At 73.6% G+C, this 26405-nt stretch carries 22 protein-coding genes; 16 read left to right on the top strand and 6 right to left on the bottom strand.

The window, feature by feature from the left end:
• The first annotated feature begins 63 nt into the window (after positions 1–63).
• Together MWM08_RS18005 and moaB are read left to right on the top strand one after the other, a co-directional pair.
• A complete protein-coding gene (locus MWM08_RS18005; RefSeq protein ID WP_244407881.1) occupies positions 64–885 on the top strand; it encodes a creatininase family protein in 822 nt (273 codons plus the stop codon).
• A gap of 187 nt (positions 886–1072) precedes the next feature.
• The gene (moaB, locus tag MWM08_RS18000; RefSeq protein WP_244407880.1) at positions 1073–1612 is read left to right on the top strand and encodes a molybdenum cofactor biosynthesis protein B; all 540 of its coding nucleotides are present in this window, start codon (positions 1073–1075) and stop codon (positions 1610–1612) included.
• A gap of 254 nt (positions 1613–1866) precedes the next feature.
• Here the strand turns inward: moaB and MWM08_RS17995 are convergent, their stop codons facing one another.
• Positions 1867–3009 (bottom strand): PA0069 family radical SAM protein, encoded by a 1143-nt coding sequence (locus MWM08_RS17995; RefSeq protein ID WP_423815985.1) that lies wholly within the window; start codon positions 3007–3009, stop codon positions 1867–1869.
• A 117-nt stretch (positions 3010–3126) separates the two neighbouring features.
• Here MWM08_RS17995 and MWM08_RS17990 point away from each other — a divergent pair, with 117 nt between their 5' ends.
• From MWM08_RS17990 to MWM08_RS17980, 3 genes are all read left to right on the top strand, one after another.
• Positions 3127–3816 (top strand): TIGR04283 family arsenosugar biosynthesis glycosyltransferase, encoded by a 690-nt coding sequence (locus MWM08_RS17990; RefSeq protein WP_244407879.1) that lies wholly within the window; start codon positions 3127–3129, stop codon positions 3814–3816.
• 97 nt (positions 3817–3913) lie between these two features.
• Positions 3914–4501 (top strand): TIGR04282 family arsenosugar biosynthesis glycosyltransferase, encoded by a 588-nt coding sequence (locus MWM08_RS17985; protein ID WP_244407878.1) that lies wholly within the window; start codon positions 3914–3916, stop codon positions 4499–4501.
• Positions 4498–4995 carry an HPP family protein gene (locus tag MWM08_RS17980; protein WP_244407877.1) on the top strand — a complete coding sequence of 166 codons (498 nt, stop codon included), beginning with the start codon at positions 4498–4500 and terminating at the stop codon, positions 4993–4995. The genes MWM08_RS17985 and MWM08_RS17980 overlap by 4 nt, the downstream gene beginning before the upstream one ends.
• Positions 4996–5068: 73 nt before the next feature.
• On the opposite strand, the gene MWM08_RS17975 is transcribed toward MWM08_RS17980, so the two are convergent.
• A complete protein-coding gene (locus MWM08_RS17975) occupies positions 5069–5806 on the bottom strand; it encodes a metallophosphoesterase family protein (protein WP_244407876.1) in 738 nt (245 codons plus the stop codon).
• A gap of 118 nt (positions 5807–5924) precedes the next feature.
• On the opposite strand from MWM08_RS17975, the gene MWM08_RS17970 reads away from it, so the two are divergent.
• Both MWM08_RS17970 and MWM08_RS17965 read left to right on the top strand, forming a co-directional pair.
• Positions 5925–6611 (top strand): DJ-1/PfpI family protein, encoded by a 687-nt coding sequence (locus MWM08_RS17970; protein WP_244407875.1) that lies wholly within the window; start codon positions 5925–5927, stop codon positions 6609–6611.
• Complete coding sequence (locus MWM08_RS17965) at positions 6608–7120, top strand: GNAT family N-acetyltransferase (protein WP_244407874.1); 513 nt, start codon at positions 6608–6610, stop codon at positions 7118–7120. Before MWM08_RS17970 ends, MWM08_RS17965 begins: the two co-directional genes overlap by 4 nt.
• Positions 7121–7123: 3 nt before the next feature.
• Here the strand turns inward: MWM08_RS17965 and MWM08_RS17960 are convergent, their stop codons facing one another.
• Complete coding sequence (locus MWM08_RS17960; protein ID WP_244407873.1) at positions 7124–7732, bottom strand: pyridoxamine 5'-phosphate oxidase family protein; 609 nt, start codon at positions 7730–7732, stop codon at positions 7124–7126.
• Between the two features lie 118 nt (positions 7733–7850).
• On the opposite strand from MWM08_RS17960, the gene MWM08_RS17955 reads away from it, so the two are divergent.
• Positions 7851–8219: a hypothetical protein gene (locus MWM08_RS17955; RefSeq protein WP_244407872.1), complete on the top strand. Its 369-nt coding sequence runs from the start codon at positions 7851–7853 to the stop codon at positions 8217–8219.
• A gap of 258 nt (positions 8220–8477) precedes the next feature.
• Here MWM08_RS17955 and MWM08_RS17950 read toward each other — a convergent pair whose 3' ends face one another.
• Complete coding sequence (locus MWM08_RS17950) at positions 8478–8798, bottom strand: hypothetical protein (protein ID WP_244407871.1); 321 nt, start codon at positions 8796–8798, stop codon at positions 8478–8480.
• A gap of 67 nt (positions 8799–8865) precedes the next feature.
• Here MWM08_RS17950 and MWM08_RS17945 point away from each other — a divergent pair, with 67 nt between their 5' ends.
• Positions 8866–9492 carry a lysozyme inhibitor LprI family protein gene (locus MWM08_RS17945; protein WP_244407870.1) on the top strand — a complete coding sequence of 209 codons (627 nt, stop codon included), beginning with the start codon at positions 8866–8868 and terminating at the stop codon, positions 9490–9492.
• Between the two features lie 379 nt (positions 9493–9871).
• On the opposite strand, the gene MWM08_RS17940 is transcribed toward MWM08_RS17945, so the two are convergent.
• The gene (locus tag MWM08_RS17940) at positions 9872–12889 is read right to left on the bottom strand and encodes an Rne/Rng family ribonuclease (protein WP_244407869.1); all 3018 of its coding nucleotides are present in this window, start codon (positions 12887–12889) and stop codon (positions 9872–9874) included.
• A 637-nt stretch (positions 12890–13526) separates the two neighbouring features.
• Between MWM08_RS17940 and MWM08_RS17935 the strand changes: the two genes are divergently transcribed.
• The 4 genes from MWM08_RS17935 to prfB all read left to right on the top strand — a co-directional run bounded on the left by MWM08_RS17935 (position 13527) and on the right by prfB (position 19522).
• The gene (locus MWM08_RS17935) at positions 13527–14660 is read left to right on the top strand and encodes an N-acetylmuramoyl-L-alanine amidase family protein (RefSeq protein WP_244407868.1); all 1134 of its coding nucleotides are present in this window, start codon (positions 13527–13529) and stop codon (positions 14658–14660) included.
• A gap of 126 nt (positions 14661–14786) precedes the next feature.
• A complete protein-coding gene (locus tag MWM08_RS17930; RefSeq protein ID WP_244407867.1) occupies positions 14787–17414 on the top strand; it encodes a penicillin-binding protein 1A in 2628 nt (875 codons plus the stop codon).
• Between the two features lie 56 nt (positions 17415–17470).
• Positions 17471–18379, top strand: a complete 909-nt coding sequence (locus MWM08_RS17925) for a glycosyltransferase 61 family protein (RefSeq protein WP_244459986.1) — start codon at positions 17471–17473, stop codon at positions 18377–18379.
• A gap of 11 nt (positions 18380–18390) precedes the next feature.
• A protein-coding gene (gene prfB, locus MWM08_RS17920; RefSeq protein ID WP_244407866.1) for a peptide chain release factor 2 occupies positions 18391–19522 on the top strand; the annotation gives its coding sequence in 2 pieces (ribosomal slippage) (positions 18391–18459 and positions 18461–19522; 1131 coding nt in all).
• 147 nt (positions 19523–19669) lie between these two features.
• Here prfB and MWM08_RS17915 read toward each other — a convergent pair.
• Positions 19670–20278, bottom strand: a complete 609-nt coding sequence (locus tag MWM08_RS17915; RefSeq protein WP_244407865.1) for a hypothetical protein — start codon at positions 20276–20278, stop codon at positions 19670–19672.
• A 395-nt stretch (positions 20279–20673) separates the two neighbouring features.
• Between MWM08_RS17915 and MWM08_RS17910 the strand changes: the two genes are divergently transcribed.
• Genes MWM08_RS17910 through MWM08_RS17900 form a run of 3 tightly spaced genes read left to right on the top strand, consistent with a single transcriptional unit; the run spans position 20674 to position 26401 of the window.
• Positions 20674–23202: a glycosyltransferase gene (locus MWM08_RS17910; RefSeq protein ID WP_244407864.1), complete on the top strand. Its 2529-nt coding sequence runs from the start codon at positions 20674–20676 to the stop codon at positions 23200–23202.
• Positions 23199–23747: a hypothetical protein gene (locus tag MWM08_RS17905; protein ID WP_244407863.1), complete on the top strand. Its 549-nt coding sequence runs from the start codon at positions 23199–23201 to the stop codon at positions 23745–23747. The genes MWM08_RS17910 and MWM08_RS17905 overlap by 4 nt, the downstream gene beginning before the upstream one ends.
• The gene (locus tag MWM08_RS17900) at positions 23744–26401 is read left to right on the top strand and encodes a hypothetical protein (RefSeq protein ID WP_244407862.1); all 2658 of its coding nucleotides are present in this window, start codon (positions 23744–23746) and stop codon (positions 26399–26401) included. The genes MWM08_RS17905 and MWM08_RS17900 overlap by 4 nt, the downstream gene beginning before the upstream one ends.
• The last annotated feature ends 4 nt before the right edge of the window (positions 26402–26405 follow it).

Raw genomic sequence — 26405 nt, 5'->3', positions numbered from 1 at the left:
TTCTCGGGAAACGGGACGCGACACATCCCATACCACGGCACGATTTGGAAAGGATTTGTGCGCATGGCGTGGCTGATCCAAACGCCGGTTCGGCGCCGCACCGCGGCGCTGGGCCTGACCGCCGCCCTGGCGGCGCGGCCGGCCCGCGCGCTGCCCGACAGCCTGGACATCGCCGACATGACCTGGCCCGAGGTGCGCGACGCCATCGCGGCCGGCCGGCGTACCGTGATCGTGCCGTCCGGCGGGATCGAGCAGAACGGTCCGCACATGATCCTTGGCAAGCACGACCACATCGTGCGCGCGGGGGCATTGCGGGTGGCACGCGACCTGGGCGACGCGCTGGTCGTGCCGGTGCTGTCCTTTGCCCCCCAGGGGCGCATCGACCCGCCCGAGGGAAACCTGCGCTTCCCTGGCACGCTGGGCGTGAGCGAGGAGGCCTTCGGCGGCATGCTCGAGGGCATCGCCCGCTCCCTGCGCGCCACGGGCTTCCGCTGGATCTGCCTGATGGCCGACAACGGCGCCTCGCAGCGCCCGCAGGAACGGCTCGCCGCGCGGCTGAACGCGGAATGGCGGCGGGAGGCGACACGCGTCGTGGCCCTGGACCGCTGGTACGGCGCGATCGCCGCACAGGATGCCTGGCTGCGCAGCGAGGGCGAGACCGACGCGTCGATCGGCACCCATGCCGGCATCGGCGACACCTCGGAACTCATGGCGGTGCACCCGCCAGGCGTGGATCTGACCCGCCTGCCGCCGCGCACGGCCGACCTGCCCGCGCTGGGTGCAACCGGCGACCCTGCGCGGTCGTCCGCCGCGCGCGGCGAGGCATTGCTGGCGATGCGCGTGGCCGCCGCGGTCGCGCAGATCCGCCAGGCCCGCGGCGGATAGGACCGGCTCGCCACCGCGGGTGGCCGAAGGCAACGCCCACCCGAACGCGATCCGGCGCCGCGTGCGGGCACGCGGGTCAAGCGGGGCGCGGAGCACGGCGATGGCTCCACGGGACACCACAGCGCCAGGCGCGCTTGCGGGGCCGGGGCGCGATCCCCATGCTCCGATCCCCGCGAGGACCACCACCATGCCGATCGACGAAAAGCTCCCGTTCCTGGCCGTGAACATCGCCGTGCTGACCGTGAGCGACACGCGCGACCTCGCCACCGACCGCTCCGGCCAGACGTTGGTCGAGCGCATCGAAGCCGCCGGCCACCACTGCGCGGCACGCGAGATCCTGCGCGACGAGGCCGACCTGATCGAAGCCCAGCTGCGCCGCTGGATCGCCGACCCCACGGTGGACTGCGTCATCACCACCGGCGGCACCGGCATCACCGGTCGCGACGTTACCCCTGAAGCCTTCAAGCGCGTGCTCGAGAAGGAAATCGAAGGCTTCGGCGAATTGTTCCGCATGCTGAGCTACCAGAAGATCGGCACCTCCACGATGCAGTCCCGCGCCCTCGGCGGCGTGGCCAATGGCACCTACCTGTTCGCCCTGCCAGGCTCCACCGGCGCCTGCAAGGACGCGTGGGACGACATCCTGGTCTGGCAACTCGACAGCCGCCACCGGCCCTGCAACCTGGTGGAACTGATGCCACGCCTGAAGGAACACCTGCGGGCGGCGTGAGGGCGGCGACGCGCGCGCGGGGCGGGCTTTGCCCTCCCCGGACCCCACCCACCAAAGGCCTAAAGGCCCTTGGAACCCTCGACTTGATGGGGGATTTCGGGGACGGGCATGGCGCCACCGTCGCGCAGGGCATCGCCGACGATGCCCCCCCCCGAATCCCCGATTCAAAATCCGCGATCCAACGGGCCGTCGCCCCTTGGTGGGGGGAGGTCCGGAGGGGGGCAAAGCCCCTCTCCGTTGCACGCCCATGCCTCTCACAGCAGCGCCAGCTGTGTCCCTGCTGTCGTGGCCTCCGGCACCCGGAAGCGCGTGCAGTCCAGCGCCCCGACCCCGCCGCCGCGGCGTTCCAGGCCGAGGCGTCGGGAGGCGATGGCGAAGCGTTGGGCCAGCAGGTCGGCGTAGGCGCCGGTGCCGGTCTGGCGTTGGCCGAAGCGGCTGTTGTAGAGCGCACCCCCGCGGGTCTGGCGGATCAGCGAGAGCACGCGGGCGGCGCGGTCCGGCATGTGGCGGGTCAGCCAGTCCTCGAACAGCTGCTTGATCTCGTGCGGCAGGCGCAGCAGCACGTAGCCGGCGCTCGTCGCCCCCGCGGCGGCGGCGCGGTCCAGGATGGTCTCCAGTTCCGCGTCGTTCACCCCGGGGATCATGGGCGCGGCCAGCACGGCGGCGGGAATGCCGTTTTCGGACAAATGCCGCAGGGCGGCCAGGCGGCGTTCGGGGGTTGCGGCGCGCGGTTCCATGATGCGCGCCAGCCGCGCGTCGAGCGTGGTGATCGACAGGCAGACCCGCACCAGATTGCGCTGGGCCATGCGCGCAAGGATATCCATGTCGCGCAGCACGCCGGCGGATTTCGTCACGATGGTGACCGGGTGGTCGAAGCGCTCGAGCACCTCCAGGACAGCGCGGGTCAGCTTCAGCGTGCGTTCGACCGGCTGGTAGGGGTCGGTGTTGGACCCGAGTGCTATCGGCTTTGGCACGTAGCCGGGCTTGCGCAGTTCCTTCTCGAGCAGGGCCGCGACCTCGGGCTTGAACAACAGCCTGGTTTCGAAATCGAGACCGGGGGACAGGCCAAGATAGGCGTGGGAGGGCCGTGCATAGCAGTAGACGCAGCCGTGCTCGCAGCCGCGATAGGGGTTCACGGCCCGGTCGAAGCCGATATCGGGGCTGTCGTTCCAGGCAAGGGCGGATTTCGCGTGGTCCCTGGTGAGCGTGGTGGGCAGCGGCGGGAGGTCGGCGAAGGCGGCTTCCAGCGTGCCCCAGCCGTCGTCGAAGGCTTCGCGGGCGGTGCTTTCGAAGCGCACGGCGGGGTTCAGCCCGGCGCCACGGCCGCGCCGCGCGGGGGATGGCATGGCGAAGCCGGGGGCTGCGCGGGGGGCGAGGTGCGGGGTACCGTCGGGCATGGCGCTGCTCCTGAAGTTCCCAATTTGTTCCGAAACACCCTGCCAAGTCCGGATCGGCCGGTCAAGAACATACAGCGAACGCTTGGTTAATGCTTGCTGAACCGCGATAGGGGCAGAATGAGAACGCCGGCCGGGCTCACCGCCGTCATCCCCACCCTCAATGCCGCCGCCGGCCTCGGCGGGACGCTGTCCGCCCTGGACGGCGAGGTGGATGCCGTCATCGTCGCCGATGGCGGCAGCACCGATGCCACCGGTGCCATCGCGCAGGCGGCCGGCGCGCAGGTGCTGCAGGCCCCGCGCGGGCGCGGCAGCCAGATCGCCGCCGGCATCGCCGCCGCATCGACGCCCTGGCTGCTGCTGGTCCATGCCGACACGCGCCCCGGCCCCGGCTGGCGCGCCGCCGCCGCCGCCTTCATGGCGGACCCGGCCAATGCCGCCCGCGCGGCGCATTTCCGCTTCGCGCTGGATGACGCCGCCCCACAGGCGCGGCGGCTCGAACGCGCGGTGGCCTGGCGCTGCAGGGTGCTCGGCCTGCCGTATGGCGACCAGGGGCTGCTGGTGCATCGCGACCTGCTGGCCGCTGTAGGCGGAGTGCGCCCCATTCCGATCATGGAGGATGTCGACCTGGTCCGCCGGATCGGCCGGAAGCGATTGGTGGCGCTGGACGTGGCATTCGTGACCTCGCCCGTGCGCTGGCGGGCGGAGGGCTGGTGGCGCCGTTCCGCGCGCAACCTGTCGTGCCTGGCGCTATGGTTCGCCGGCGTGCCGCCCGGGCGAATCGCGCGCCTCTACGCCCGGCGGGGCTGAGGCGCCGCGGCCCTGCCCGCCGCCTGTCCGTCAGGCCCGCGCCGCCACGGGCGGGGGCCCTGGTCAGCGCGCGCATCCTGCGCTGTGCTGCGCCGCGATGACCCGCCCCACCGTGATCCTGTTCGCCCGCGCCCCGCGCCTCGGGCTCGTGAAGCGGCGCCTTGCCGCCGGGATCGGGGCGCGCGCGGCGCTCCGCTTCTACACCGCTACCCTGGCCGCGGTGGCACGGCCGATCGGGCGCGACCGGCGCTGGCGCACCGTGCTGGCCACGACCCCCGCCGGCGCGCGCGCACCCTGGGCGCGCTTCGTGCCGCGCGCCACGCCGCGGACCGAGCAGGCGCGTGGGGACCTCGGCACGCGGATGGAGCGCGCCATGCGCCCGCACCCGGTCACGGTGCTGGCGGGCAGCGACATCCCAGACCTGCGCCCCGCCGACATCGCCGCCGCGATCCGCGTGCTGGGGCGTGCCGATGCGGTGTTCGGCCCGGCCGAGGATGGCGGCTACTGGCTGGTGGGTCTGGGTCCGCGCCGGCCGGCGCGCCCCTTCGCGGGGGTGCGCTGGTCGACCCGCCACGCGCTGGCCGACACGCTGCGCAACTTCGCCGGGCGGCGTGTGGCGCTGCTCCGCCGGCTGCGGGACGTGGACACGGCCGAGGACCTCGCCGCGGTCGGGCGTTCCGCGTGAAGCCGCCGCCCCCACGGCGCATCCTGGTGCAGATCGCGGCCACCACCGCGGCGCTGCTGCTGGCCAATGCCGCGCTGTCCTTCACCGAACACCCCTGGCTGCTGCCATCGCTCGGCGGGTCCTGCGTGATCCTGTTTGGCATGCCGCGGGGCATCATGGCGCAGCCGCGGTCCTTCCTGGGCGGACACCTGGTCGCGACCGTGGTCGGGCTGGTGTTCCGGATGGGGTTCGACAGCCTGGGCGGGCCGATGGGGCTATGGCTGGCGCTGGCCGTCGGCGTGGCGCTGGCGGCGATGGCGGTCACGCGCACCATTCATTCGCCCGCCGGCGCCAATCCGGTCGTGGTCTTCGTGGAGGACGCGGGCTGGGGCTTCGTGGCGACGCCGCTGCTGCCCGGCCTCGCGACGCTGTTGTTCCTGGTGGCCTATGCGGCGAACAACCTGCCGCGGCCCTGGGGGGCGGGGCCCTGGCCCCGGTTCTTCGGACGCGGATGAGGGGGCAGCGCCGGAACGTGGTCGCTGCGCGCGCCGATGGCTGACGCCGCGGTGGGCGATCCAGCGGGGTCGTTCAGCCCACCGTTCCGGTCGCGAGCATGACGGCCCAGTCCGGCCGGCCGTTCGCCGCCGCCCGCGCCGCCGCCGCATCCCAGTCGTAGTCGATCGCCAGCAACTCCGCCCCCCAGCGCCCGTGACGGCGCGTGAGGATGGCGTAGCGCGCATGCGGCGATCGGTGTTCCAGCCCCGGCGCCGCGGGGCTGTCGGCAAAGGCCGGGCAGCCGACGCTGCCGGGATTCAGGATGACCGCCCCGCCCGGCCCCTGCACCAGCGCCTGGCGGTGGCTGTGCCCGCACAGCACGACGCCGGGCCGCGCGGCATCGCCCAGCCGTGCCGCCACGGTGGCGCGCGGGGCCGGCACCAGGCGGCCGTCCTGCTGGTCCTCGAGCAGGTACGTGCTGTCATCCGCCGGCGTGCCGTGCACCGCCAGGATTTCGGGCGCGACCTCCAGCGTGGCGGGCAGGGCGTGCAGCCAGGCGCGTTCGGGGGGCTGCAGCGCGTCGCGCGCGAAACGGCCGGCGGGGGTGAGGTCGGCCTCCGGCCGGTCCAGGATCCAGCGGTCGTGGTTGCCGCGCACGGTGGGTAGGTCGAGCGCCACCAGGCGGGCAAAGGTCTCACGCGGCCAGAGTGGGCCGGTCACGCAGTCACCGAGGTTCACCACGCCGTCCACGGCGCGCGTCTCGAGGTCCGCGAGCACGGCATCGAGCGCCGCCAGGTTGCCGTGAATGTCGGAGAGAACGGCGAGGCGCATCGGTCGGCTCCTGGCTGGGGTGGGCCGACCATACCAGGACGCGCGCGCCGGGCGCGCCCGCCATTGGCCGCGTGCCCGCCCCATGCCAGCCTGTCAGCCCCGAGGAGGACCCCGCCCCATGTCCACGCCGCTGCGCTTCGGCCTGTTGCTGTTCCCGCGCCTCACCCAGCTCGACATGACCGGGCCGTTCGAGGTGCTTTCGCGCATCCCAGGCGGCCGGGTCGACCTGGTATGGAAGACCCGCGATCCGGTCACCTCCGACACCGGCCTCGCGATGCTGCCCACCCTGACCTTCGCGGAATGCCCGCAGCTCGATGTGGTGTGCGTACCCGGCGGGCCGGGCGTGGCGGCGCTCATGGAGGACGAGGAGGTGCTGGCCTTCCTGCGCGCGCAGGCGGCGGGCGCGCGCTTCGTGACGTCGGTGTGCACCGGTGCGCTGGTGCTGGCGGCGGCCGGGCTGCTGCGCGGCAAGCGCGCCACCACGCATTGGGCGAGCCATGACTTCCTGGCGCCGCTCGGTGCCGTGCCGGAGCAGGGGCGGGTGGTGCGGGATGGCAAGTTCGTCACCGGCGGGGGTGTGACGGCTGGGATCGACTTCGCGCTGTCGCTGGCGGCGGAACTGGCCTCGCCCGAGGTCGCGCAGGCCATCCAGCTGCAGATCGAATACGCGCCCGCGCCGCCCTTCGATGCCGGGTCGCCGGTCACGGCGCCGGCCGGCGTCCTGGCCACGGCGAAGGCGCGCGGCGCGGGCATGCGCGCCGAGCGCGAGGCGCTGGTGGCCCGGGTGGCGGCACGGCTGGCGTGATCGTCGAGACGGCGCGGCTTCGGCTGCGCCCTTTCGTGCCGGCGGATATTCCCGCCTACGCCGCCATCCGCGCCGATCCCGAGGTCATGCGCCACATGCCCGGCGGCGCCGCGCGCGCGACCACCGCCGCGGCCGATGCCGCGCGGATCGTGCCGGACTTCGCCGCACAATGGAGTGCGGTCGGCTACGGGCCCTGGGCGGTGACGGACCGCGCGACCGGCGTGCTGCTGGGCCATGGCGGGCTGCGGCACCTGCCGGACCTGGGGGGCGAGACGGAGATCCTGTATCTGCTGGCCAGGTCTGCCTGGGGAGGCGGGCTTGCGACGGAAGTCGCGGTCGCGGCGCGCCTGGCCGGGTTCGGCCGCTTCGCCCTTGCGCGCCTGGTGGGCTATGCCGCGCCGGGCAACATTGCCAGCCGGCGCGTGCTGGAGAAGGCCGGGCTGGCCTTCGAGGCGGAGGTCGAGGTCTTCGGCGTGACGGCGCGGCGCTACGTGATCGACCGCGCCTGAGCCTCACCACATGGTCTTCGCGGCGCGTGCCGGCCAGTCGCGGTCGTAGGCATCGCCGCCGGCCGCACCGGCGCTCATGGCTGCCAGGATGGCGCCGGGTGTCGGCAGGCTTGCCGGGTCGGCATGCCGTGTCGCATCCCACAGACCGGCGCGCAGGATGGCGCGAGCGCATTGGAAATAGACCTCCTGCACCTCGATCACGACGACGCAGCGCGGCGGGGCGCCGTCGACCGCAAACGATTCCAGCAGGCCGGGCGCGACCGACAGGTGCGCGCGCCCGTTCACCCGCAGCGTGGTGCCCGCACCCGGGATCAGGAAAAGCAGGCCCACGCGCGGGTCGCGGATGATGTTGCGCAGGCTGTCCACCCGGTTGTTGCCGCGCCGGTCGGGCAGCAGCAGCGTGCGGTCACCGTCGATCCGCACCAGGCCGTGCGCGTCGCCGCGCGGCGAGGCGTCGAGCCCCTCCGGCCCGGCGGTCGCGAGCACGAGGAAGGGGGAGGCGTCGATCAGGCGCCGGTAGTCCGGCGTGATCCGGTCGGCGACCTTGGCCGTGGCGGCGAGGACGGGGGCGCCGTAGAGCGCTTCAAGCTCTGTGATGGTCTCGATCCGCATGGGGAGTGCTCCGCGCTGCGGGGCGATGGATACGCCGCGCCTGCCCGGGCGGGGAAGGGCGGCGCCGTTCACGCAGGCTTCACCGCTGCGCGCGCAGGCTGCAGGCCGGAGGCTGTCCATGGACCAGACCATCACCGAGGCCGAGCGCGCGACCCGCGAACGCATCGCCCGCCACCTGCAGGAGTTGCACCGGCTGCACCTGGCGCTGGCGGAGGAAAGCCGCGCCCTCAAGCGCTTCACCACCGAGGGGCGGGCCGAGGTCGAGATCGGCCTGGCGAGCGAGCTGATCGAGCAATACCTCGGCGCCAGCGGTGCCTTCCTCGAGAACATGCGCGGCCGGTTCGAAGCGCGGCTGGCGCTGCTGCGCCGGGGCGAACCGGCCTTCGGCGGCCGGTCCGAGCAGGCGCCCGACCACGGGGCGTTCTGGCTGGGGTTTTCGCGGCTCTGCGCGGTGCTCAGGCGGGCGGGGCGGCACGCGGAGGGGTAGGGCAGGCGGCTTGGGAGGTGGGGGGCGCGGGCTGTCGTGCGACGTGGGCGGTGCACGCCAGACGTGTGGCGCCTCAGGCATCACGCCGAGGGGGCACAGCAAGCGTCGCGCCAGGGGTGCGCGGGGCGCCTCGCGCTGCTGGCGCGCTGGGCGCCTCGCGCTGCGGCCGCGCTGCAAACGTCGCGTAAGGGCGCGCTGCACATGTCGTGCAGCGGCGCGCTGCAACACGTCGCGCCGAGTGCACGCGACACGCCTGTTCTACGGGCGCGCCACGCGGATCGTGCCGTGCCAGACGCAGACCAGGTGTGTCTCCTCCCCCCGGTCGAGCAGCACCGGGCGGTCGAAGCGGCAATGCCGGGCGGCGACGGCGGCGGCCAGGCTCTCGCCCACGAAGGTGAAGTGCAGCAGGTCGCCGGCCGCGCAGCCATCGCCGGTCAGCAGGCCCACGAAACGGCGTTCGAGCGGCAGCGGATCGTTGGCGACGAATCGCGCGGTGCACACGCGCGGCGACGCTTCGTCCGCCACCGCGAGGGGAACGGGGAACAGCAGGGCGGCGATCAGGGCGGGCAGGAGACGCATGGATGCGTCATGATGCGCGAAGGCGGTGAACGAGGCGTTGATCGTGCGGGCAATTGGAGGCCGGGAGTTGGCGCCTGAGCCGCGCCGCGGCGCCGGGGGCATCGCGGCGGGAGCGGGGCGTGCGCGTGCCGCGCTGCGCACCGCGAGCATCGCAGTCGCCGCGCTGATGGCCCCTGCGGCAGCGGCCCTGGCGCAACGGACGCCCGACCCCGCCCGCCCGCATCCCGCCGAGCGCGCCTGGGTCGATGCCTGCATCCTGGCCGCGCAGGCGCATCCGCCGCGCGCCGCCTTCGGCCGCTGCGCCTGGCGCATTGCCGCCACCTGCCAGGGCGACCCCGGGGAGGGGCTGCTGATCGCACGCCTGCCCACGCTGCCCGACCGGCCGCAGCCGCCGCGCACCTGCATGCTGGTCGAGACCGCGATCTGGCAGCAGCAGCTCGATCGCTGGCAGCGCGAATTGGGGCTTCTGTCGACCGGCGCGGCGGCGGAGGCGTTGCGCCGGGCGCAGCGCGCGTTCCCGCCCTATCGCGACGTGACCTGTGCGGCGGAGGAGGCACTGTCCGCCCCCGCCGAAGCCGAGGCCAACCGCCTGTCCTGCCGGCTCGAGCAGACGGCGTTGCGGGCGCTCGAGCTCAAGCGCCTGCGTGACGAGATCATGCTGGCGATCGCGGCGGCGTCGGCCGAGGGGCCGTAGGGACGGGCACGCGGTGCGCCTGCGGCACGATCCGCCGGCGCGCGTTCGGCACGACCCGACGGCGCGCTTCCGGCGTGACCCGCCGGCGCGCGTTCGGCACGACCCGGCAACGCGCCGTCGGTGCGATCCGCGGGCGAGCCGCCGGCGCCATCCGCTGGCGCCCCGCCGGCGCGACGTCACGGCGCGCCTTCGGCACGACTCGATGGCGCGACGTAGGAATAATCTCCCCGGCGCCCATTCGGCGCGATCCCGCCGCGCTTCCCGCGCGATGCCACCACGCGCCCCCGGCGCGACGCGACGCCGAAACCGGAAATCCCGAGGCCAGCGGCCGAGCTGTTCGGCCGCTGGCGTCAGATGCGCTGCCGGTTGCCCGGCCGGGTCAGCGCTTCCACCAGCCCTGGCGCTTGGGCAGCGCGGCCTCCGCCCCCGTGCCGAGCACCACGGGCTGTACCGGCGCGCCGATCACGGGTTCGGCCGGCGCGGGCTCGGGCGGTGCGGGCGGTGCCGCCGGTTCTGGGGCAGCCTTGGCCGCCGCCGGGGCGACGACCGGGGCTGCCGGCGGCGCTTGCGGTGCGGCTTCAGCGGCGGGCGCAGCCTCGACCCGCACTTGAGCTTCGACGACCGGCGCGGCCTCTGCCACCGGCGCGGCCTCGGCCTCCGGCGGCGCTTCGGCCGGTGCGGCGGTCGCGGTCGCTTCCGCCATGGTGACGGCGGTGACCTCGGCCTGCACCTCAACGGCCGCGGTGCCGGCGCGCGGCGGGCGGGCGGTGGCGGCGCGTTCGGCCGCGGCCTCGGCAGCCTCCATCGCTTCGAAGATGTCGTCGATCTGGCCGGCGAAGGGGTCGGCCGGGGTGGGGCCGGTGTAGCGGGCGGGGCGCGGCGCGACCACGGGCGCTTCCTCCGGCGCGTCGGCGGGGGCGGCCTCGGGGGTGGGGCCGTCCTCGCGCCGGCGGCGGCCACCACGGCGGCCGCGGCGGCGGCGGCGGCCATCGGCGTCCAGCCCGCCATCGGCGGCGCCGGGTTCGCCGCCTTCCTCGCCCTCGGGCGCGGCGGCGGCGGCGGGCTCGGCCTCGGCATCGGGCTCGGCCTCGCCATCGGCGATCGCCTCGGCGTCGGCTTCGGAGTCGGCCTCGGCGTCGGGCGCACCCTCGCGCCCATCCTCGCGGCGGCCACCACGGCGGCGGCGGCGGCGGCGGCGGCGGCGCTCGCCTTCCTCCGCGGTCTCGGCGCGTGCCTCGTCGCCGGGGCGGCGCGGCGTGTCGTCACCGGAGCGGCGCGGGGCGTCGGCCTCATCGGCGTCAGGCGCGTCGTCCTCCTCCGCATCTGCGTCGATCGCGGCGGGTTCGGGGGCGTAGTCCATGCGCAGCGCGGAGGGCGCAGAGGGAATCGCGCCCGGTTCGGCCGCGCGGGTGCGCTCGATCTTGACCGCCGGGCCCATCAGCGTGTCGTCGGGTTCGAACATCACGGCCATGCCGAAGCGCTGTTCGATCTCGGCCAGGCGTTCGCGCTTGCGGTTGAGCAGCCAGAGCGCGACCGGGGACGCGACATGCACCACGATCTCGGCGGCGCGGCGCTTGGCCCCTTCCTCCTCGATCGCGCGCAGCACCTGGAGGGCGCTGCTGTCGACGCTGCGGACCAGGCCGCGGCCGGCGCAATGCGGGCACTGCACGAAGGTCTGCTCGGCGATCGACGGGCGCAGCCGCTGGCGCGACATCTCAAGCAGGCCGAAATGGCTGATCCGGCCGACCTGGATGCGCGCGCGGTCGTGCTTCAGCGCATCCTTCAGGCGCCGTTCGACCATGCCGTCGTGCTTGGAAGACTCCATGTCGATGAAGTCGATGACGATCAGGCCCGCCAGGTCGCGCAGGCGCAGCTGCCGCGCGATCTCGTCCGCCGCTTCCAGGTTGGTGCGCAGCGCGGTGTCCTCGATGTGCCGGTCGCGCGTCGCGCGGCCCGAATTCACGTCGATGGCGACCAGCGCCTCGGTCTGGTTGATGACGATGTAGCCGCCCGACTTCAGCTGCACGACGGGCGAATGCATCGCGTCGAGCTGCTGGTCCACGTTGTGGCGGGCGAACAGCGGCACCGCCTCGCGATGCGCGCGGATCTTGCCCGCATTGGCCGGCATCAGCATGCGCATGAATTCGCGCGCGGCCGAATACGCGTCCTCGCCCTCGACAACCACTTCCTCGATGTCGCGACCGTAGACGTCGCGGATCGACCGCTTGATGAGGTCGGCTTCCTCGTAGATCAGCGCGGGCGCGCTGCTGGCGAGCGTGCGTTCGCGGATGCTGTCCCACAGGCGCAGCAGGTATTCGCAGTCGCGCTTGATCTCGGGCTTGGGGCGCTGCGCGCCGGCGGTGCGGACAATGAGCGACATGCCCTCGGGCATGTTCATCTCCTCGACCGCTTCGCGCAGGCGCTTGCGGTCGGCCGCCGAGGTGATCTTGCGCGACACGCCGCCGCCGCGCGGCGAATTCGGCATCAGCACGCTGAAACGCCCGGCCAGCGAGATGTAGGTGGTCAGTGCGGCACCCTTGCCGCCGCGTTCCTCCTTGACGACCTGCACCAGCATGATTTGGCGGCGCTTGATCACTTCCTGGATCTTGTAGTGGCGCAGGAAGCGGGGCGGGATGCGGCGCTCGCGGCGCTCATCCTCGGTCTCGGCGGGCATGTCCTCGCCGCCGATCGTCTCGGGGGGCGGGGGAGGCTCATCGCCGGCGAGGGATTCGATGTCGCCAGCTTCGGTGCCCTCGGGCGCATGGGCTGCGGGGGCATCAACCAGCTCGGCGGCGTCGGGTGCCGCGGTGATGCGCGCCTCCGCCATGTCGAGCGCCAGGGCGGCCTGCGGCGAGCCCTCGGCGGGCGGGGCGCTCGCCTCCGGCGCGGCCGGCGTGGTGGCGCCGTCGTGGGCGTGCGCAGCGGTGCCGTCATGCTCCGGCGCGGCGGCGGGCGCCTCGGCGGGTTCGGCCTCGCCGGCGGGGGCGTCGGCGGTTTCGCCATTCGCCTCGGCCTCGCCATTGGTCCAGGCGTCCGAGCCTTCGCCGTTCCAGGCGGCGCGGTCCATCGCGGATTCCGGGGGGAGGTCGGCTTCGTCCTCGGCGCGGGCGTCCTCGGCCTGCATCTCGATCAGGCGCTGCCGGTCGGCGACCGGGATCTGGTAGTAGTCGGGGTGGATTTCGCCGAAGGCGAGGAAGCCGTGGCGGTTGCCGCCGTATTCCACGAAGGCGGCCTGCAGGGAGGGTTCCACCCGGACCACCTTGGCCAGGTAGATGTTGCCTTTGAGCGCGCGGCGGGTGGCGGTCTCGAGGTCGAATTCCTCGATGCGGGTGCCGTCCAGCACCACCACCCGGGTTTCCTCGGGGTGGGATGCGTCGATCAGCATGCGCTTGGTCATGGGCGGCGGGTCTCCGCGCCGCGGCGGGGCCGGCGGCGCATGGGATTGGCGGGGCCCGGGCGGCGGAGGTGAGTCGGCGCTGCGTTCTTGGGCATGCGCCGTCCGTCCTCCTCGCTCGGCAGGCCCGTCCGCGCGCGGCGCGGTGCGGGCCCGGGGTGGGCGCGCCTGGTCTCGTGCCCCGATGCCCTCGGACGGCCGCAGGGTGCGGCGGTCACAGGCGCAGACGGGCCGGCTGGCGATGCGGCGCGCCCGGCGCCGGCATAAGGGGCGGGTCGGGCGATGCGCGCACCGGGTTCCGCGCCGGCGGAGACGGCAGGAGGGGCGCCCGGCAAGGCCACGGAACGCTGGGGGCCGATCATGGCCGCCCCGGTTCCAGGCCGGGCACCCGATGATCCGCGCCGGCCGCGCCCCGCCTCAGGCCCTGGGGTCGCTGGCCGGGCGAACCCGCCCGGGACTCCGCCCGCAGCGGCAGCCGCCGGGGCAGGGCACCATAGTCATGCGGGGGGGTTGTCACAACCCTGCCGCGAGGCTTGGCGTTCGTTGAAGCGTAATCTGAGGCTTTCCATGGCAAGTCCCTGCCGGACATGGCATATGGACGAGCAATCCGGTGGGGGCCGGATTTGTAAGGGGACTTCCGATGCTCGGTCCGGGACGACGCCCGCTGCTGGGGCTCGGCCTGCTCGCCCTGGCGGGCGGGGGGCCAGTGTGTGCGGGCACCGTCACCGGCGCAGCGGTGCAATCCGCCGGGCCCGGTGCGCGACTGACCCTGCCCGTACAGGGCGACCAGCGCTGGTCCGTCCGCGTGCTGGACGACCCGCGGCGCATCGCGGTGCACCTGCCTGACGCCACCTGGCGCGGTCCGGCCAGCCTGCGGGGTGCCGGGCCGGTGCGCGCGGCGCGCTTTGTCGCGGCCGACGACACCCTGCTGATCGAACTTTCCGCCCCGGCGCTCCCGCGCAACGGTCCGGCGCGGGCCGGGCATGTCGTGATCGACATCCGCCCCGCCGCCGCCGCCGATTTCGCCGCGGCCGTGCGCAGCGGGCGCGACGCGCTGGCCGGCGTGGCGCGCAGTGCCGCGTCGCTGCCGCTGGTGGTGCTGGACCCCGGCCACGGCGGGCGCGACCCCGGTGCGATCGGCGCATCGGGCACGCAGGAAAAGCGCATCGTTTTGGCTGCCGCACTCGACCTCAAGGCGCGGCTCGAGGCGGCGCGCACCTGCCGGGTGGCGCTGACCCGCACGCGGGATGTCTTCGTGCCGCTTGCCGACCGGGTGGAATTCGCCCGGCGGCGCGATGCGGCGCTGTTCGTCTCGTTGCATGCCGACAGCGCGCCGGGCGCGCGCGGCGCGTCGGTCTACACGCTGGCCGAGACGGCGTCGGATGCGATGAGCGAGGCGCTGGCGCGGCGCGAGAACCGCGCCGACATCGCTGGTGGCCTTCGCCTGCCCTCGGTCAGCCCCGAGGTGCAGCGCATCCTGATCAGCCTGATCCGGCAGGAGACCAGGGCCGGTTCGTCGCGCCTGGCACGCCTTGCGGTGCGCGAACTGGGCGAGGAAGTGCCCCTGCTGCCCAACACGCACCGGGAGGCCGCCTTCGTGGTGCTGAAGGCGCCCGAGATCCCGTCGGCGCTGGTCGAACTGGGCTTCCTGTCGGACCCGCGGGACGAGGCGGCGCTGAAGCGCCCGGAGCACCGCGCCCGGCTTTCGGTCGCGCTGGCGCGGGCGGTGCGGCAGTGGCTCGACGCAGGCGCGGCGGTGGCGGCGGCCGGCTGAACCGCGGTGGCGGCCGCGCGCAGGCCGCTCCGCGATCACGGCTGCTTGAGAAATGCTGCACCGCCCGCGCCGCGCTGCGCGGTGGTCGCAAATGTAAGGCAAATCGTGTAATCCGCGGAGGTGTCCATGAATCCCCTGCGCGCCGACGCGCCGCTCGACCCTTCCCGCATCAAGCGCAAGCGCGCCGATTCCGCCGCGCCTGCGCCCGCGCCGAAAGCGGATCCTGCGCCGGCGGACGACACCACCGAGGCGGCGCCAGGCAAGCGCCGGCGCCGTGCCGACCGGGCGGCCAAGCCGCGGCGTCGGCGGCGTGGGCTCGGCCTGTTCCGGCTGATGTTCATCCTGCTGATCGGCGGCGGGCTGGTCGGCACGGTGGCCGGCTATGGCGTGTATCGCCAGGTGTCCGAAGACCTGCCGGACTATCGCTGGCTGGCCGACTATGACCCGCCGCAAATGAGCCGCATCTACGCCGCCGACAGCCGGCTTTCTGCCGAACTGGCGACCGAACGGCGCGTGTTCGTGCCGATCGAGGCGATCCCGCGCCGCGTGCAGCAGGCCTTCGTCTCGGCCGAGGACCAGCGCTTCTGGGACCATGCCGGCGTCGATCCGCTGGGCATCGGGCGTGCGCTGCTGACGGCGATCGAGAATTACGGTTCGGGCCGGCGGATGGGCGGGGCGTCCACCATCACCCAGCAGGTCGCGAAGAACATGCTGGTGGGGGCCGACCGGACGCTGATGCGCAAGGTGCGCGAGGCGATCCTGGCGGTGCGCATCGAACAGGCGCTGTCCAAGGAACGCATCCTCGAACTGTATCTGAACGAGATCTTCCTCGGCCAGCAGGCCTATGGCGTGGCGGCAGCGGCGCAGGCCTATTTCAACAAGGGCCTCGATGAACTGACGCTAGCCGAGGCCGCCTTCCTGGCGGCGCTGCCGAAGGGCCCCAACAACTACAACCCGGTGCGCTTCCCCGAAGCCGCGCGCGCGCGGCGCGACTGGGTGCTCGACCGCATGGCCGAGGACGGCCACATCACCCGCGAGGAAGCCCGCTACGCCAAGGCCGAGCCCATCGTGCCGCGGCCGACCCGCCGGCCGGAGGTGATCGCGGTCGGTCAGCACTTCACCGAGGACGTGCGCCGCGAACTGATCCAGCGCTTCGGTGCCGAGCAGACCACCATGGGCGGGCTGGTGGTGCGCACCAGCCTCGACCCCGAATTGCAGGCGGCGACGGAACGCGCGCTGCGCGACGGGCTGATGGCCTATGACCGCCGGCGCGGCGGCTGGCGCGGCGCCTTCGGGCAGATCGCCGCGACGCCCACGGAATGGATGCCGGCACTGGAATCCTACCAGCGCCCGCCGGGGGGCTTGCCGGAATGGCGGCTCGCAGTCGTGCTGGAGGTGCGCCAGGGGGACGCGCGGCTCGGCTGGATCGAACGCGGGGATGCGCGCGGCGCGCCGCAGCCGCGCACCGGCCTGATGTATCTGCAGGACCTGGCCTGGGCGCGCCCCGCGCGCGATGGCCGCATCGGTGGCGCGCCCACGCGCATGCAGCAGGTGGTCAATGTCGGGGACGTCGTCTTCGTCGAACCGATGCCGACGCAGATGCCCGCGCAGGGCCGCGCCGCACGGCCCGAACGGCTGGAACTGCGCCAGATGCCGCAGGCTGAGGGCGCGGTGGTGGCGCTCGACCCGCAGACCGGGCGCGTGCTGGCCATGGCCGGCGGGTGGTCCTTCGAACGGTCGTGGTTCAACCGCGCGACGCAGGCGATGCGGCAGCCGGGGTCGTCCTTCAAGCCCTTCGTCTACATCACAGCGCTGGAGCAGGGCATTCCGCCCAACCAGGAACTGCTCGACGAACCGATCGAGGTGATGTCCGGCGGGCGCGTCTGGCGGCCGCAGAACTACACCGCGGGGACCGCGAATGGGTGGGTGAGCATGCGCACCGCCATGGAGCGCAGCCTCAATCTCGTCACCGTGAGGCTCGCGCAGCAGATGGGCATGGATGCGGTGGCGGATTCCGCCGCGCGCTTCGGCGTGATTCCGAACATGCCGCGCTACCTCGCGCTCTCGCTGGGGGCCGGCGAGACGACAGTGATGCGCATGGCCGCGGGCTATGGCGCCTTTGTCAACGGCGGGCGGGAGGTGACCCCGACGCTGATCGATTCCGTGCAGGATCGCCGCGGCCGCGTGATCTGGCGCGCCGATACCCGCGCCTGCGCCACCTGCACCACCGGCGGGCCCGAAGCCGCGCCGCCCGAACTGGTCGACGCCGCGCGCCGCCAGGTGACCGACCCGATCGCGGCCTACCAGATGGTCTCGCTGCTGCAGGGCGTGGTGCAGCGCGGCACCGGGGCGAACGCCATCGGCAACCGGCTCGGCCGCCCGGTCGCGGGCAAGACCGGCACGACCGACGACTACAAGGACAACTGGTTCGTCGGCTTCACGCCCGACATCGTGGTGGCGGTGTGGATCGGTTTCGACGAACCGCGCAGCCTCGGCACCGGCGAGACCGGCGGCGGCAATGCCGCGCCGATCTTCCGGGAGGTGGTCGCGGCGGCACTGCGCGACAGCCCGCCGGTGCCCTTCCGCGCGCCGCCCGGCGTGGCGCTCGTGCGCATGAATATCGGCAACGGGTCCATCCTCGAGGCCTTCCGGCCGGGCACCGAGAATTCGGCGCGACGCTGGCGCGCGGATGGCGACCCGGAGGGCGGCGGGTCGGCCGGGCGCGTCGACAGCAACCTGGGCGGGCTTTATTGAAATCGCCGGATGCGGCGCCGCCATTGGCGGTCGTGCAGCATCGCGGCGTGACGCTGATGCCGGCCATCGCGGAGCGCAGCGGCGGATTCCAGTTCAGCCTGGGTGCCTTCGACGCCGTCGGGGATCCCGTGACCGGCGTCGCGCATCGCCGCCACGGCGGCGTCACGGTGCCGCCCGCTCCGCCCGCGGCGCCACCGGCGCTGCGCTGGAGCGGGCCGCATCTTTATGCCGGCGTGGTATTCGGACAGTTCGGGCATTTCGTCGCCGAGAGCCTGTCGCGGCTCTGGGCGATGCGGGCCGCGCCTGAGGCGGCGCTTGTGTGGCACCGGCATCCGGCCTGGACGGCGCCTGGCCTGTCGCGCTGGCAGCAGGACGTGCTGGCGCTGGCAGGGCTTGGCGGTCGGACCCATCGCTTCATCGATGCGCCGGTCGTTGTCGACGACATCCTGGTGCCGGAACAAGGCCATGTGATGGGCCATGTCCTGCACCCGGCGCAGGTGCGCGCGCTCGGAGTCCATCCCTTCCGCGCGCCGCAGGCGGGGCGGCGGCTGTGGGTGTCGCGCTCCGCGCTGGCCAAGGCGAACGGGATGATCGAGCGGGAGGACGAACTCGAGGCCCTGCTGCGCGACCGGCGCTGGGAGGTGGTGCATCCCGAGCGCCGCGACGTCGCCGCGCAGCTGGCCCTGTACGAGGACGCCGAGATCCTCGCGGGGTTCGAGGGCTCTGCCTTCCACCTGCTGCTGATGGGCCGCGACATCCGTGCGCGGGTGCTGCTGCTAGACCGCCGGCTGGCGCCGGCCCAGCACCGCACCTACGACATCATTGCGCAGGCCTTGGGTTTTCCGCAGGAGAGGCTGTCGGTCGCGCTCGACCCGGTGCGCGGGCGGGGGAATACCGGGACCTGGCGGCTGCAGCACCCGGCGGCGGCGGCCGCTGCCCTCGACAGCGCCGCGGGCGCGCCCTAAACCCCGCCATCATGCGCGCCGAAGCCGAATCCCTGAACGAGCAGATCACCGCATCGGTGTCCCTGCTGAGGAGGCATCTTTGACTGGGATGCCGCCGTCCGCCGCCTCGAAGAACTGAACGCCCGCGCCGAGGACCCGGCGTTGTGGAACGATGCCGCCGAAGCCGGTCGCGTGATGCGCGAACGCGGGCGGTTGTCGGGCCAGGTCGATGGTGTGCGCAAACTTGAACGCGATGTCGCCGATGCGATGGACCTGATCGAACTGGCCGAGGCAGAGGGCGACACCGCCACCGTCGATGCGGCCATTGCCGATCTCGAAGGCTTCGCCACCGAGGCCAAGCGGCTCGAGATCGAGAGCCTGCTCTCGGGCGAAGCCGACGCCAACGACTGCTACGTCGAAGTGAACGCCGGCGCCGGCGGCACCGAGGCGCAGGACTGGGCGCAGATGCTGCTGCGCATGTACATGCGCTGGGCCGAGAAGCGCGGCTACAAGGTGACGCTGACCGAACAGTCGGAAGGCGAGCAGGCCGGCATCAAGTCCGCCACGCTGCAGGTGACCGGCGCCAACGCCTATGGCTGGATGAAGACCGAGACGGGCGTTCACCGCCTGGTGCGCATCAGCCCCTTCGACGCCGCGGCGCGCCGGCAGACGTCCTTCGCGTCCGTTTATGTCTATCCGGTGATCGACGACAAGATCGAGATCGAGATCAATCCGGCCGACATCAAGACCGACACGTTCCGCGCATCCGGCGCCGGCGGGCAGCACGTGAACAAGACGGAATCGGGCGTGCGCTTCACGCATATTCCGACCGGGATCGTCGCTGCCTCGACGCAGGACCGCAGCCAGCACCGCAACCGCGTCATCGCGATGGATATGCTCAAGGCGCGCCTGTACGAACTGGAACTGCGCAAGCGCGAAGCGGTCTCGGATGCGGTGGAAGCCGGCAAGACCGACATCGGCTGGGGCCACCAGATCCGGTCCTATGTGCTGCAGCCCTACCAGATGGTGAAGGACCTGCGCACCAGCGTGGAGAAGGGCAACCCGGCGGCGGTGCTGGATGGCGAGCTTGATGAGTTCATGGCCGCCGCGCTGGCGCAGCGCGTCGGCACCACGCGCTCGGACGCGAGTGCGGCGGCGCGCTGAGTGTCTGTTTGACAAGTCCGGCACCGGGCCGCACCCCCACCCGGCCACCGAACGACAGTATCCTGGATGGGTGGCCGGGTGGGGGTGCGGCCCGGTGCCGGACTTCGAGAATGCGCCAAAGGGCGCATTCTCAAACGGACACTGAGCTCAGCCGTCGTTGACGAAGCGCTGCAGGCTGTTGGCCAGGCGCTCCATGTCCTCAAAGTTCGTCACCAGGGCGCGCTTGTCCGGCGCGGTCTGGCGCAGCGGGGAGGGGCCGAACATGCGCGCACCTTCCCCCGCGCCGAAGCCGGCCAGGCGCGCGATGCGCTCGGCCTGCGCCGGCGCGACGGCCGGGCCGCCGATGATCTCGGGATAGGCCACTTCCAGGAAGCGGACATGGCCGACGAAGGCGCGCTGCACGTAGCGCCGGGTCCGCAGGATGGGCAGCATGTAGGACACCGCCTGCTCCGCCCCAAGCGTCAGCTTCATGTCGCGCGCCGCATCGGCATCGTTGCCGGTGTGATACACGCCGCGCGTCTCGGCGATGACGTGGCTGGCGAAGCATTCCGCAAGGTCGGGGCGGACCAGGTGGATCACGCCGGCACGGCGTGTCTTCAGCCAATTGACCAGGAAATTCGCCCCGGGCGCGGCGGCAGGCAGGCACCAGATCGGCGCGAAGCTGCCGAGGTTGTTGTACATCAGGTCGAAATGCAGCATCGCCGGCGCGACGCGCTCGCGCAGCTGCTCGACGAAGGCATCGAGGGCGGCGCCCATCTCCTCGGCCTCGAACCCGAAGCCGCCGCGGGTGGCGACGAAGCCGCCGAAGAAGCCGCGGAAGTCGGCGCCGCCATGCCCGGGCTGGAAGACCTCCCCGAGCGACTTGCACAGGCTGCCCGCCGAGAGCGAAGTGCCGAGGAACTTGGTGCCGCTGCGCTGCGTTGCGATGGTGACGAGGAAGGGTGGTCTGTCGTCCTGCAGGGCGGCCTCCGGTGTGGCATCCCGTCATGGCGGCCCTGATTCCGGGCGGTGCCTGCGGGCCTTTGCGCGATCCTACAGCAACGTCGCGTATCCGTGTGCGGAATTCCCGGGCCGCGCCTTGACCCTGCGCGGGGTGCGGTATACCGCCGACCTGCCGCGCTTTCGCCGCGCGGCGGGGGCTTTGGCGCAACGTGGCACTGACCGTCATGCATGTGTCGCACGGTGCCGCTGGCGGCGCCGGGCGGGCCGCGCGGCGCGCGCACCGCGCATCGCGCGCGGCCGGGGTGCTGTCGGCCTTCGCCTTCATCGATGGCGAGGCGACCGAGCCTGGGGACATTCTGCTGCGCCCGCGCCCGCCCGAGGATGCCGCCGAGGCCGCGCTTGCCACCGCCCTGCACGACCGCGTGCAATGGGGCCTCGTGCAGTCGGCGCGCAGTGCCGCGACCAACACGCTGTTCTCGATCGCGCATCCGGCACTCGCACTCGACCGCCAGGCGCTGTTCGCCGCGGCCGACGTGCTGCACCTGCATTGGTCCACCTGGGCGGTGGCACCCTCGGCGCTGCAGGCCTGGCTCGCGGCCGGGCGGGCCGTGGTCTGGACGCTGCACGACATGTGGCCGATGACCGGCGGCTGCCACTATCCGGCGGGCTGTGAGCAGTACCGCACCGCCTGCCTGCGCTGCCCACAACTGGCCGATGCCTGGTCCCTGGTGCCCAACGCCTTCGCGGAGAAGCGCGCCGCCTGGTCGGCGCCGGGTCCGGTGGTGGTGGCACCTTCCTCCTGGATGGCGGCGCGCGCGGCCGAGAGCGCGATCCTGCGCGGCTGCCGGATCGAGGTGATCCCGAACCCCATCGATACCGACCTGTTCGCCCCGCGCGCGGACCGCGACGGGCTGCGCGCCGCCTGGGGGCTCGGCCCGCGCGACCTACTGCTGGTCGCCGGCGCGCACGACAACCGGGAGGCGCGCAAGGGCGGCGCGCTGCTGGCCGCGGCGCTGCAGGCGCTGGCCGCGGATGGGCGGCTTGCGGCGGTGTTGCCGCCGGGTGCACAGGTGGCCTTGGCTGGCTTCGGCCGGTCCGCGCTGCCCGAGGTGCCGGGGATGCGCCGGCTGGATTTCGGCGAGGTCACCCAGGACGACGTGCTGGCCGACATCCTCGCGGCGGCGGACCTCGCCTGCATCCCGTCGATCGAGGACAACTACCCGAACGTCGCGGTCGAGGCGATGGCCTGCGGTACGCCCTGCGTCGCGACACCGGTCGGCGGCCTGCCGGAACTGGTGCGCGAGGGCTCCAGCGGCATCCTGGCCACGGCCGCGGGCGCCGATGCGCTGGCCGAGGCCTTGCGGCGCTTCGCAGCACACCATCATGGCGATGCCGCGATGCGCGCGCGCGCGCGCACTCAGGCCGAAGTAGAGAACGCGACCGGCGTGATCGGTGCGCGCCTCGCCACGCTGTATCGCGACCTGGCGGGGGAGGGGCGCGACATTACGCCCGCCGCGCATGACCGCGCGCTGGGCGCCTTCGCGCGCGCGCCGGTCGCGGTCGCGGCGGTGCCGGGCGCGGAGTTCCTGCGCTTCCCGACCAACCTGATGCTGCGCGAGGCCGGCGGTGCCGCGGTGGCGTCGGTGCGCGCGCCGGCGGCGCAGGCAAGCGCGGCGGGCGCACTGCGTGTCATGGCGCTGCGGGCGCAGCATGGACATCACGGCGCGCAGTCCGGCCCGTGGCAGTTCCTGCGGCACCTGCCGCCCGGGGTCGATGCCGCCCTGCGCGCCACCCCGCTCGGCGCTGGCCTGGCCGGCACGCAGGCGGATGCGTGGCGGAGCTGGGGCCGGCTGCTCGGCACCGCGCCCTTCGGCCAGCAGGGCAATGCCTGGCTGGCCGAGGCCGACCTTCTCGCCGAATGCGCGGCCGAGGGCTTCGACGTGCTGCACGCGATCGACGGGGAACTGGCCCTGTGGCTGCTGCCGCATGTCCCCGCCGCGCTGTTCCAAGGCGGGCAACGCCCAGCGATGGCGGCGACCTTCCACCAGCCGCCGGCGCTGCTGGCCGGGATGGTCAATGCCGCCATGCTGCGCGCGCTCGATGCGGTGGTGGTGCTGTGCGAGGCGCAGCGCGCGGCATTGTCGCGGCACCTGCCGGCCGAACGGCTGCACGTCATCCCGCATGGTATCGACAGCGGCTTCTTCACGCCGGGGCCGCGTGCGACGGGGGATGGCTTCCGCCTGCTCGCGGTCGGCCACTGGCTGCGCGACTTCGACACGCTGTTCGCGACCTTCGCGGCGCTGCGCGCGGCGGGGCTCGATGCACGGCTGCGCATCGTCTCGCCCAACCCGCCGCGCGGCGTGCCCCCCGGCGTGCAGGTCGAGGGCGGGCTGACCGACGAGGCGCTGCGCGCGGCCTATCGCGACGCGGACGCGCTGCTGCTGCCGCTGCACGACGCGACGGCGAACAACGCCATCCTGGAAGCGATGGCCTGCGGGCGCCCGGTGGTCGCGACCGATGTCGGCGGCGTGGCCGACATGACCGACAGTGCCGCGCGGCTGGCCCCGCCGGGCGATGCGCGCAGCATGGCCGATGCCGTGCTGGCGCTGGCGGCCGACCCGGCGGCGGCGGCGGCGCTGGGGGCCGAGGCCCGCGCGCGAGCCGAGGCGCTGGACTGGCGCCACATCGCCGCGCGCCACGCCGCGCTCTATGCCGCGCTGGCCGAGGCGCGCGCATGAGCCGCGCGATGCTGCTGCCGCCCGGCGCCTGGGGCGCCGATGGCGCGCGCTTCGCGGCCCCCGCTGCGGGGCGGCTCTCGGTCTGGGCGGAGGGTGCGGACGACGCTGCGCTGCTGCACCGCGCGGATGGCACGGCAGTCGGCTTCGCCATGCTGGGCGGCTGTGCCTTCGCCGCATGCGAGGTCGCGGCGCAGGAGGCGCTGCGCATCACCGCGCCGGCGCCGCCGCGCCTCTGCCTGGTGCTGCTGCGCGCGGTGCCGGTGGCCTCGCCGAGCCTGTCGGGCGCCTGGCCGCGGGCGCTGCTGCGCGGCGCGCGTCGCCCTGGCGGGGATGCGGCGGCGCGCGCGACCATGGATGCCGCGCTGGCGGCGCAGGACCTGGATGGCGCGCTGGCCGCGCTGGCCGACATGCTGGCGGTGGCGCGCGAGGATGACGCGACGCAGCAGGCCGCTGCGGCGCTGCTGCGCCATCTCGCGCGTCATCCGATGCTGCGCGGCGCCGCACTCGGGGCGCTTGCCGCCGCCCTCATCGAGGTGCCCGCATGACGCTGTTCATCCTGGACCCCAACCTGGAAGGGGAGGCGGGGCATCACCTCGCCTACGACCTCGCGATCGCGCAGGAGGCGATCGCGCGCGGGGAGCCGGCGACGATCATCGCGCATCGGCGCTTCGCGCCCGCCACCATCGGCGGCGTGCGGATCCTGCCGCATTTCACCGAGACCACCTACGCGGTGCGCCATGCCGACCCGGTGACCGGGCGGCTCGATGACTACCGCGTGCTGAACGACCTGCTGCTGGAGGAACTGGCCGCGCTGCCGCGCCACGAATTCCGCCCGTCGGACTGCGTGCTGGTGCCCACCACCACCGAGAACCACCTGGCCGGCTTCCTCGGCTGGATGAAGGGCTTCGATGCGCGCGAGGCACCGCTGTTCGTGGTGCACCTGATGTTCCCCTCCGGCATGGCGGTGGATGCGGCGGGGCGTGCGGTGGTCGAGGACCCGCTGCGCGCGCTGTTCTACCGGCTGGCCGACCGGGTGGCGCTGGAACCGGGCGCCGCGGTCCACCTGTTCGCGAGCGGCGGCCAGCATGCGGCGGAATTCTCGGCACTGCTGGGCCGCCCGGTGCCGCCGCACCCGCTGCCGATCCGCCACGACCCGGGCCTGGAGGCACCGCTGCGCGCGCTGCTGTTCGCCGGCGATGCGCGGGTGGACAAGGGTGTCGCGCTGCTGCCGGACCTGATGCCGCGCCTGGCGGCAGTGCATCCCGGCTGGCGCTTCGCGGCGCATGTCAATGCGGCGTCGTCCTGGGGCGCGGCGCGCGCGGCGGCCGAGGCGTTGCCGGCGGTCACGGCCGGTGCACCGAACCTGGAGCTGACGACCGGGCGACTGGCGCCGGACGCCTATGCCGACCTGCTGCGCGGCGCGCGCATCGCGCTGTTCCCGTATGATCCGGCGCTGTACCGGCGCAAATCCTCGGGCGTGTTGTGGGAGGCGATCAGCCTCGGCCTGCCGGTGGTGGTGCCCGAGGGCACCTGGCTGGAACACGAGGCGCGGCATTGGGGGGCGGGGCACGTGGCGTATCGGCCGCATGGCGTGGCCGCGATCGCCGAGGCCTTTGCCGATGCCCTGCCGCGGATCGACGCGCTGCAGGCGCGCTCCGCCGAGGCCGGGGAACGCTACCGCGCGGCGAACGGCGCCGGCGCGCTGATGGACCAGGTCGCGACGCTCTGGGTGCGCCACAAGGCGACCGCTGCGCTGGTGCGGCGCGCACAGGCCACGCCGCTGGATCTTCTGCGCATGGACGCGGGTTGGCACCGGCCCGAGACGGTGGACGGTCGCCAGGTGCGCTGGACGGCGCGCGAGCCCGTCATCGCCTTCGACTGGCCCTTCGACGAGCCCTGGGAGGTCGAATTCAGCCTGCTGTCCTTCTTCGGCGCCGAGCAGCTCGACCGCTGCGAGGCGATGGTGGGTGACGTGCCCTTGACGGTGTCGGCCACGCGAATCGGCGGCGGTGCGCGCCTGGCGGTGCAGGGCGCGGGCCCGGGGCGCGCGCAGCCGCGCGTCATGCTGAGGCTGCGCCTGCCCTTCACCCATCGCCCGGCGAACGAGGCGCGCGACCTGGGCGTGCTGGTCGGTGCCGTGCGCGTGGGTCCGGTGGCGCAGGATGCCGCGGCGCGGCCGGGGCGGCTGCCGCAGGGCGCCATGGCGCGCGTCACCTCCGCGGCCGAACCCGCTGGCGGCTGGCGCATCGCGCCGGCGCTGAGCGGCGAGGTCGCGGCGGTTGCGGCGCAGCCCTGCGTGCTGGCGTTCCGGTTCGATGCGGGGGACGTGGCAGCGCTGCGCGGGCTGGCGCTGCTGGTGAATGCCGTGCCGGTGCCGATGGAGGTCGGCGCGGTCGGCGCCGGGTGGCTCGCCACGGCGACCTTGCCCGCGGCGCTGCTGTGCCAGGGGATGCCCGCGGCCTGGGACCTGCTGGCCGGGGCGACGGATGCCGCGGTGCCGCTGCTGCGCGCCGTGTCGGTCGCGCCGATGGCTGGGACGGCGCTGGCCGTGTCTGGTGCCCTGGCGGCCGCGGGGGAGAGTTCTGGCGCGCTGCTGCGCGATGAAGCCGGCGTGCTGCCGCACGGTGACTTGGGCGCGCCTTCGCCGGTCATATCGGGCACGCCGTCGCGCGACGTGCCCGGCGCGCCGACGCGAGATGTGTCCAGCGCGCCTTCGCGCGACGTATCCAGCGCGCCGTCGCGCGACGTATCCAGCGCGCCGTCGCGCGACCCGCCGTGGGGTGAAGTCCCGCCGGACGGGCCGGCGCTGCGCTGGGACCTGTGTTCGGGCGTCGGCCCGCCGGAAGGCCCCTTCGCGGATCTCGACATTCCCGCCGGCGTGCGCTGGATCGTCTCGCGCCAGTCCAGGCTGGTTGTCGAGGCACCCGCGACACAGGTGGTGCAACTGCGCCTGCGCTACCGCAGCCTGCTGCCGCGCCAGGAGATGCGCGCCGCGGTGAATGGCGGCCCCGCGACGACGATCCTGGCGGTCGGCAGCGGCCTGCGGGAGCCACAGGAGGCGGTGCTCGATGTCGCGCTGGAGGCTGGGAGGAACGAGCTCGCGCTGCAGTTCAGCGGTTCGGTGCGCGAACCGGGCAGCGGCCGGGAACTGGTGCTGTTGATCGAGGCGATCGCGATCCTGCGCGGCGGGGCCGCCTGAACGG

The sequence above is a fragment of the Roseomonas fluvialis genome, from assembly GCF_022846615.1.
Classification (GTDB): Bacteria; Pseudomonadota; Alphaproteobacteria; order Acetobacterales; family Acetobacteraceae; genus Neoroseomonas; species Neoroseomonas fluvialis.
This window is presented reverse-complemented; position numbering and strand designations above follow the sequence as displayed.

Bases quoted from the DNA above. Each gene is read 5' to 3' on its own strand.
- MWM08_RS17935 (WP_244407868.1), top strand. From the start codon at position 13,527: ATGCTCGGTCCGGGACGACGCCCGCTGCTGGGGCTCGGCCTGCTCGCC.
- MWM08_RS17975 (WP_244407876.1), bottom strand. From the start codon at position 5,806: ATGCGCCTCGCCGTTCTCTCCGACATTCACGGCAACCTGGCGGCGCTC.
- MWM08_RS17930 (WP_244407867.1), top strand. From the start codon at position 14,787: ATGAATCCCCTGCGCGCCGACGCGCCGCTCGACCCTTCCCGCATCAAG.
- MWM08_RS17915 (WP_244407865.1), bottom strand. From the start codon at position 20,278: ATGGGCGCCGCCCTCGATGCCTTCGTCGAGCAGCTGCGCGAGCGCGTC.
- MWM08_RS18005 (WP_244407881.1), top strand. From the start codon at position 64: ATGGCGTGGCTGATCCAAACGCCGGTTCGGCGCCGCACCGCGGCGCTG.
- MWM08_RS17960 (WP_244407873.1), bottom strand. From the start codon at position 7,732: ATGCGGATCGAGACCATCACAGAGCTTGAAGCGCTCTACGGCGCCCCC.
- MWM08_RS17925 (WP_244459986.1), top strand. From the start codon at position 17,471: ATGCCGGCCATCGCGGAGCGCAGCGGCGGATTCCAGTTCAGCCTGGGT.
- moaB (WP_244407880.1), top strand. From the start codon at position 1,073: ATGCCGATCGACGAAAAGCTCCCGTTCCTGGCCGTGAACATCGCCGTG.
- MWM08_RS17940 (WP_244407869.1), bottom strand. From the start codon at position 12,889: ATGACCAAGCGCATGCTGATCGACGCATCCCACCCCGAGGAAACCCGG.
- MWM08_RS17990 (WP_244407879.1), top strand. From the start codon at position 3,127: ATGAGAACGCCGGCCGGGCTCACCGCCGTCATCCCCACCCTCAATGCC.
- MWM08_RS17905 (WP_244407863.1), top strand. From the start codon at position 23,199: ATGAGCCGCGCGATGCTGCTGCCGCCCGGCGCCTGGGGCGCCGATGGC.
- MWM08_RS17900 (WP_244407862.1), top strand. From the start codon at position 23,744: ATGACGCTGTTCATCCTGGACCCCAACCTGGAAGGGGAGGCGGGGCAT.
- MWM08_RS17950 (WP_244407871.1), bottom strand. From the start codon at position 8,798: ATGCGTCTCCTGCCCGCCCTGATCGCCGCCCTGCTGTTCCCCGTTCCC.
- MWM08_RS17970 (WP_244407875.1), top strand. From the start codon at position 5,925: ATGTCCACGCCGCTGCGCTTCGGCCTGTTGCTGTTCCCGCGCCTCACC.
- MWM08_RS17985 (WP_244407878.1), top strand. From the start codon at position 3,914: ATGACCCGCCCCACCGTGATCCTGTTCGCCCGCGCCCCGCGCCTCGGG.
- MWM08_RS17955 (WP_244407872.1), top strand. From the start codon at position 7,851: ATGGACCAGACCATCACCGAGGCCGAGCGCGCGACCCGCGAACGCATC.
- MWM08_RS17995 (WP_423815985.1), bottom strand. From the start codon at position 3,009: ATGCCCGACGGTACCCCGCACCTCGCCCCCCGCGCAGCCCCCGGCTTC.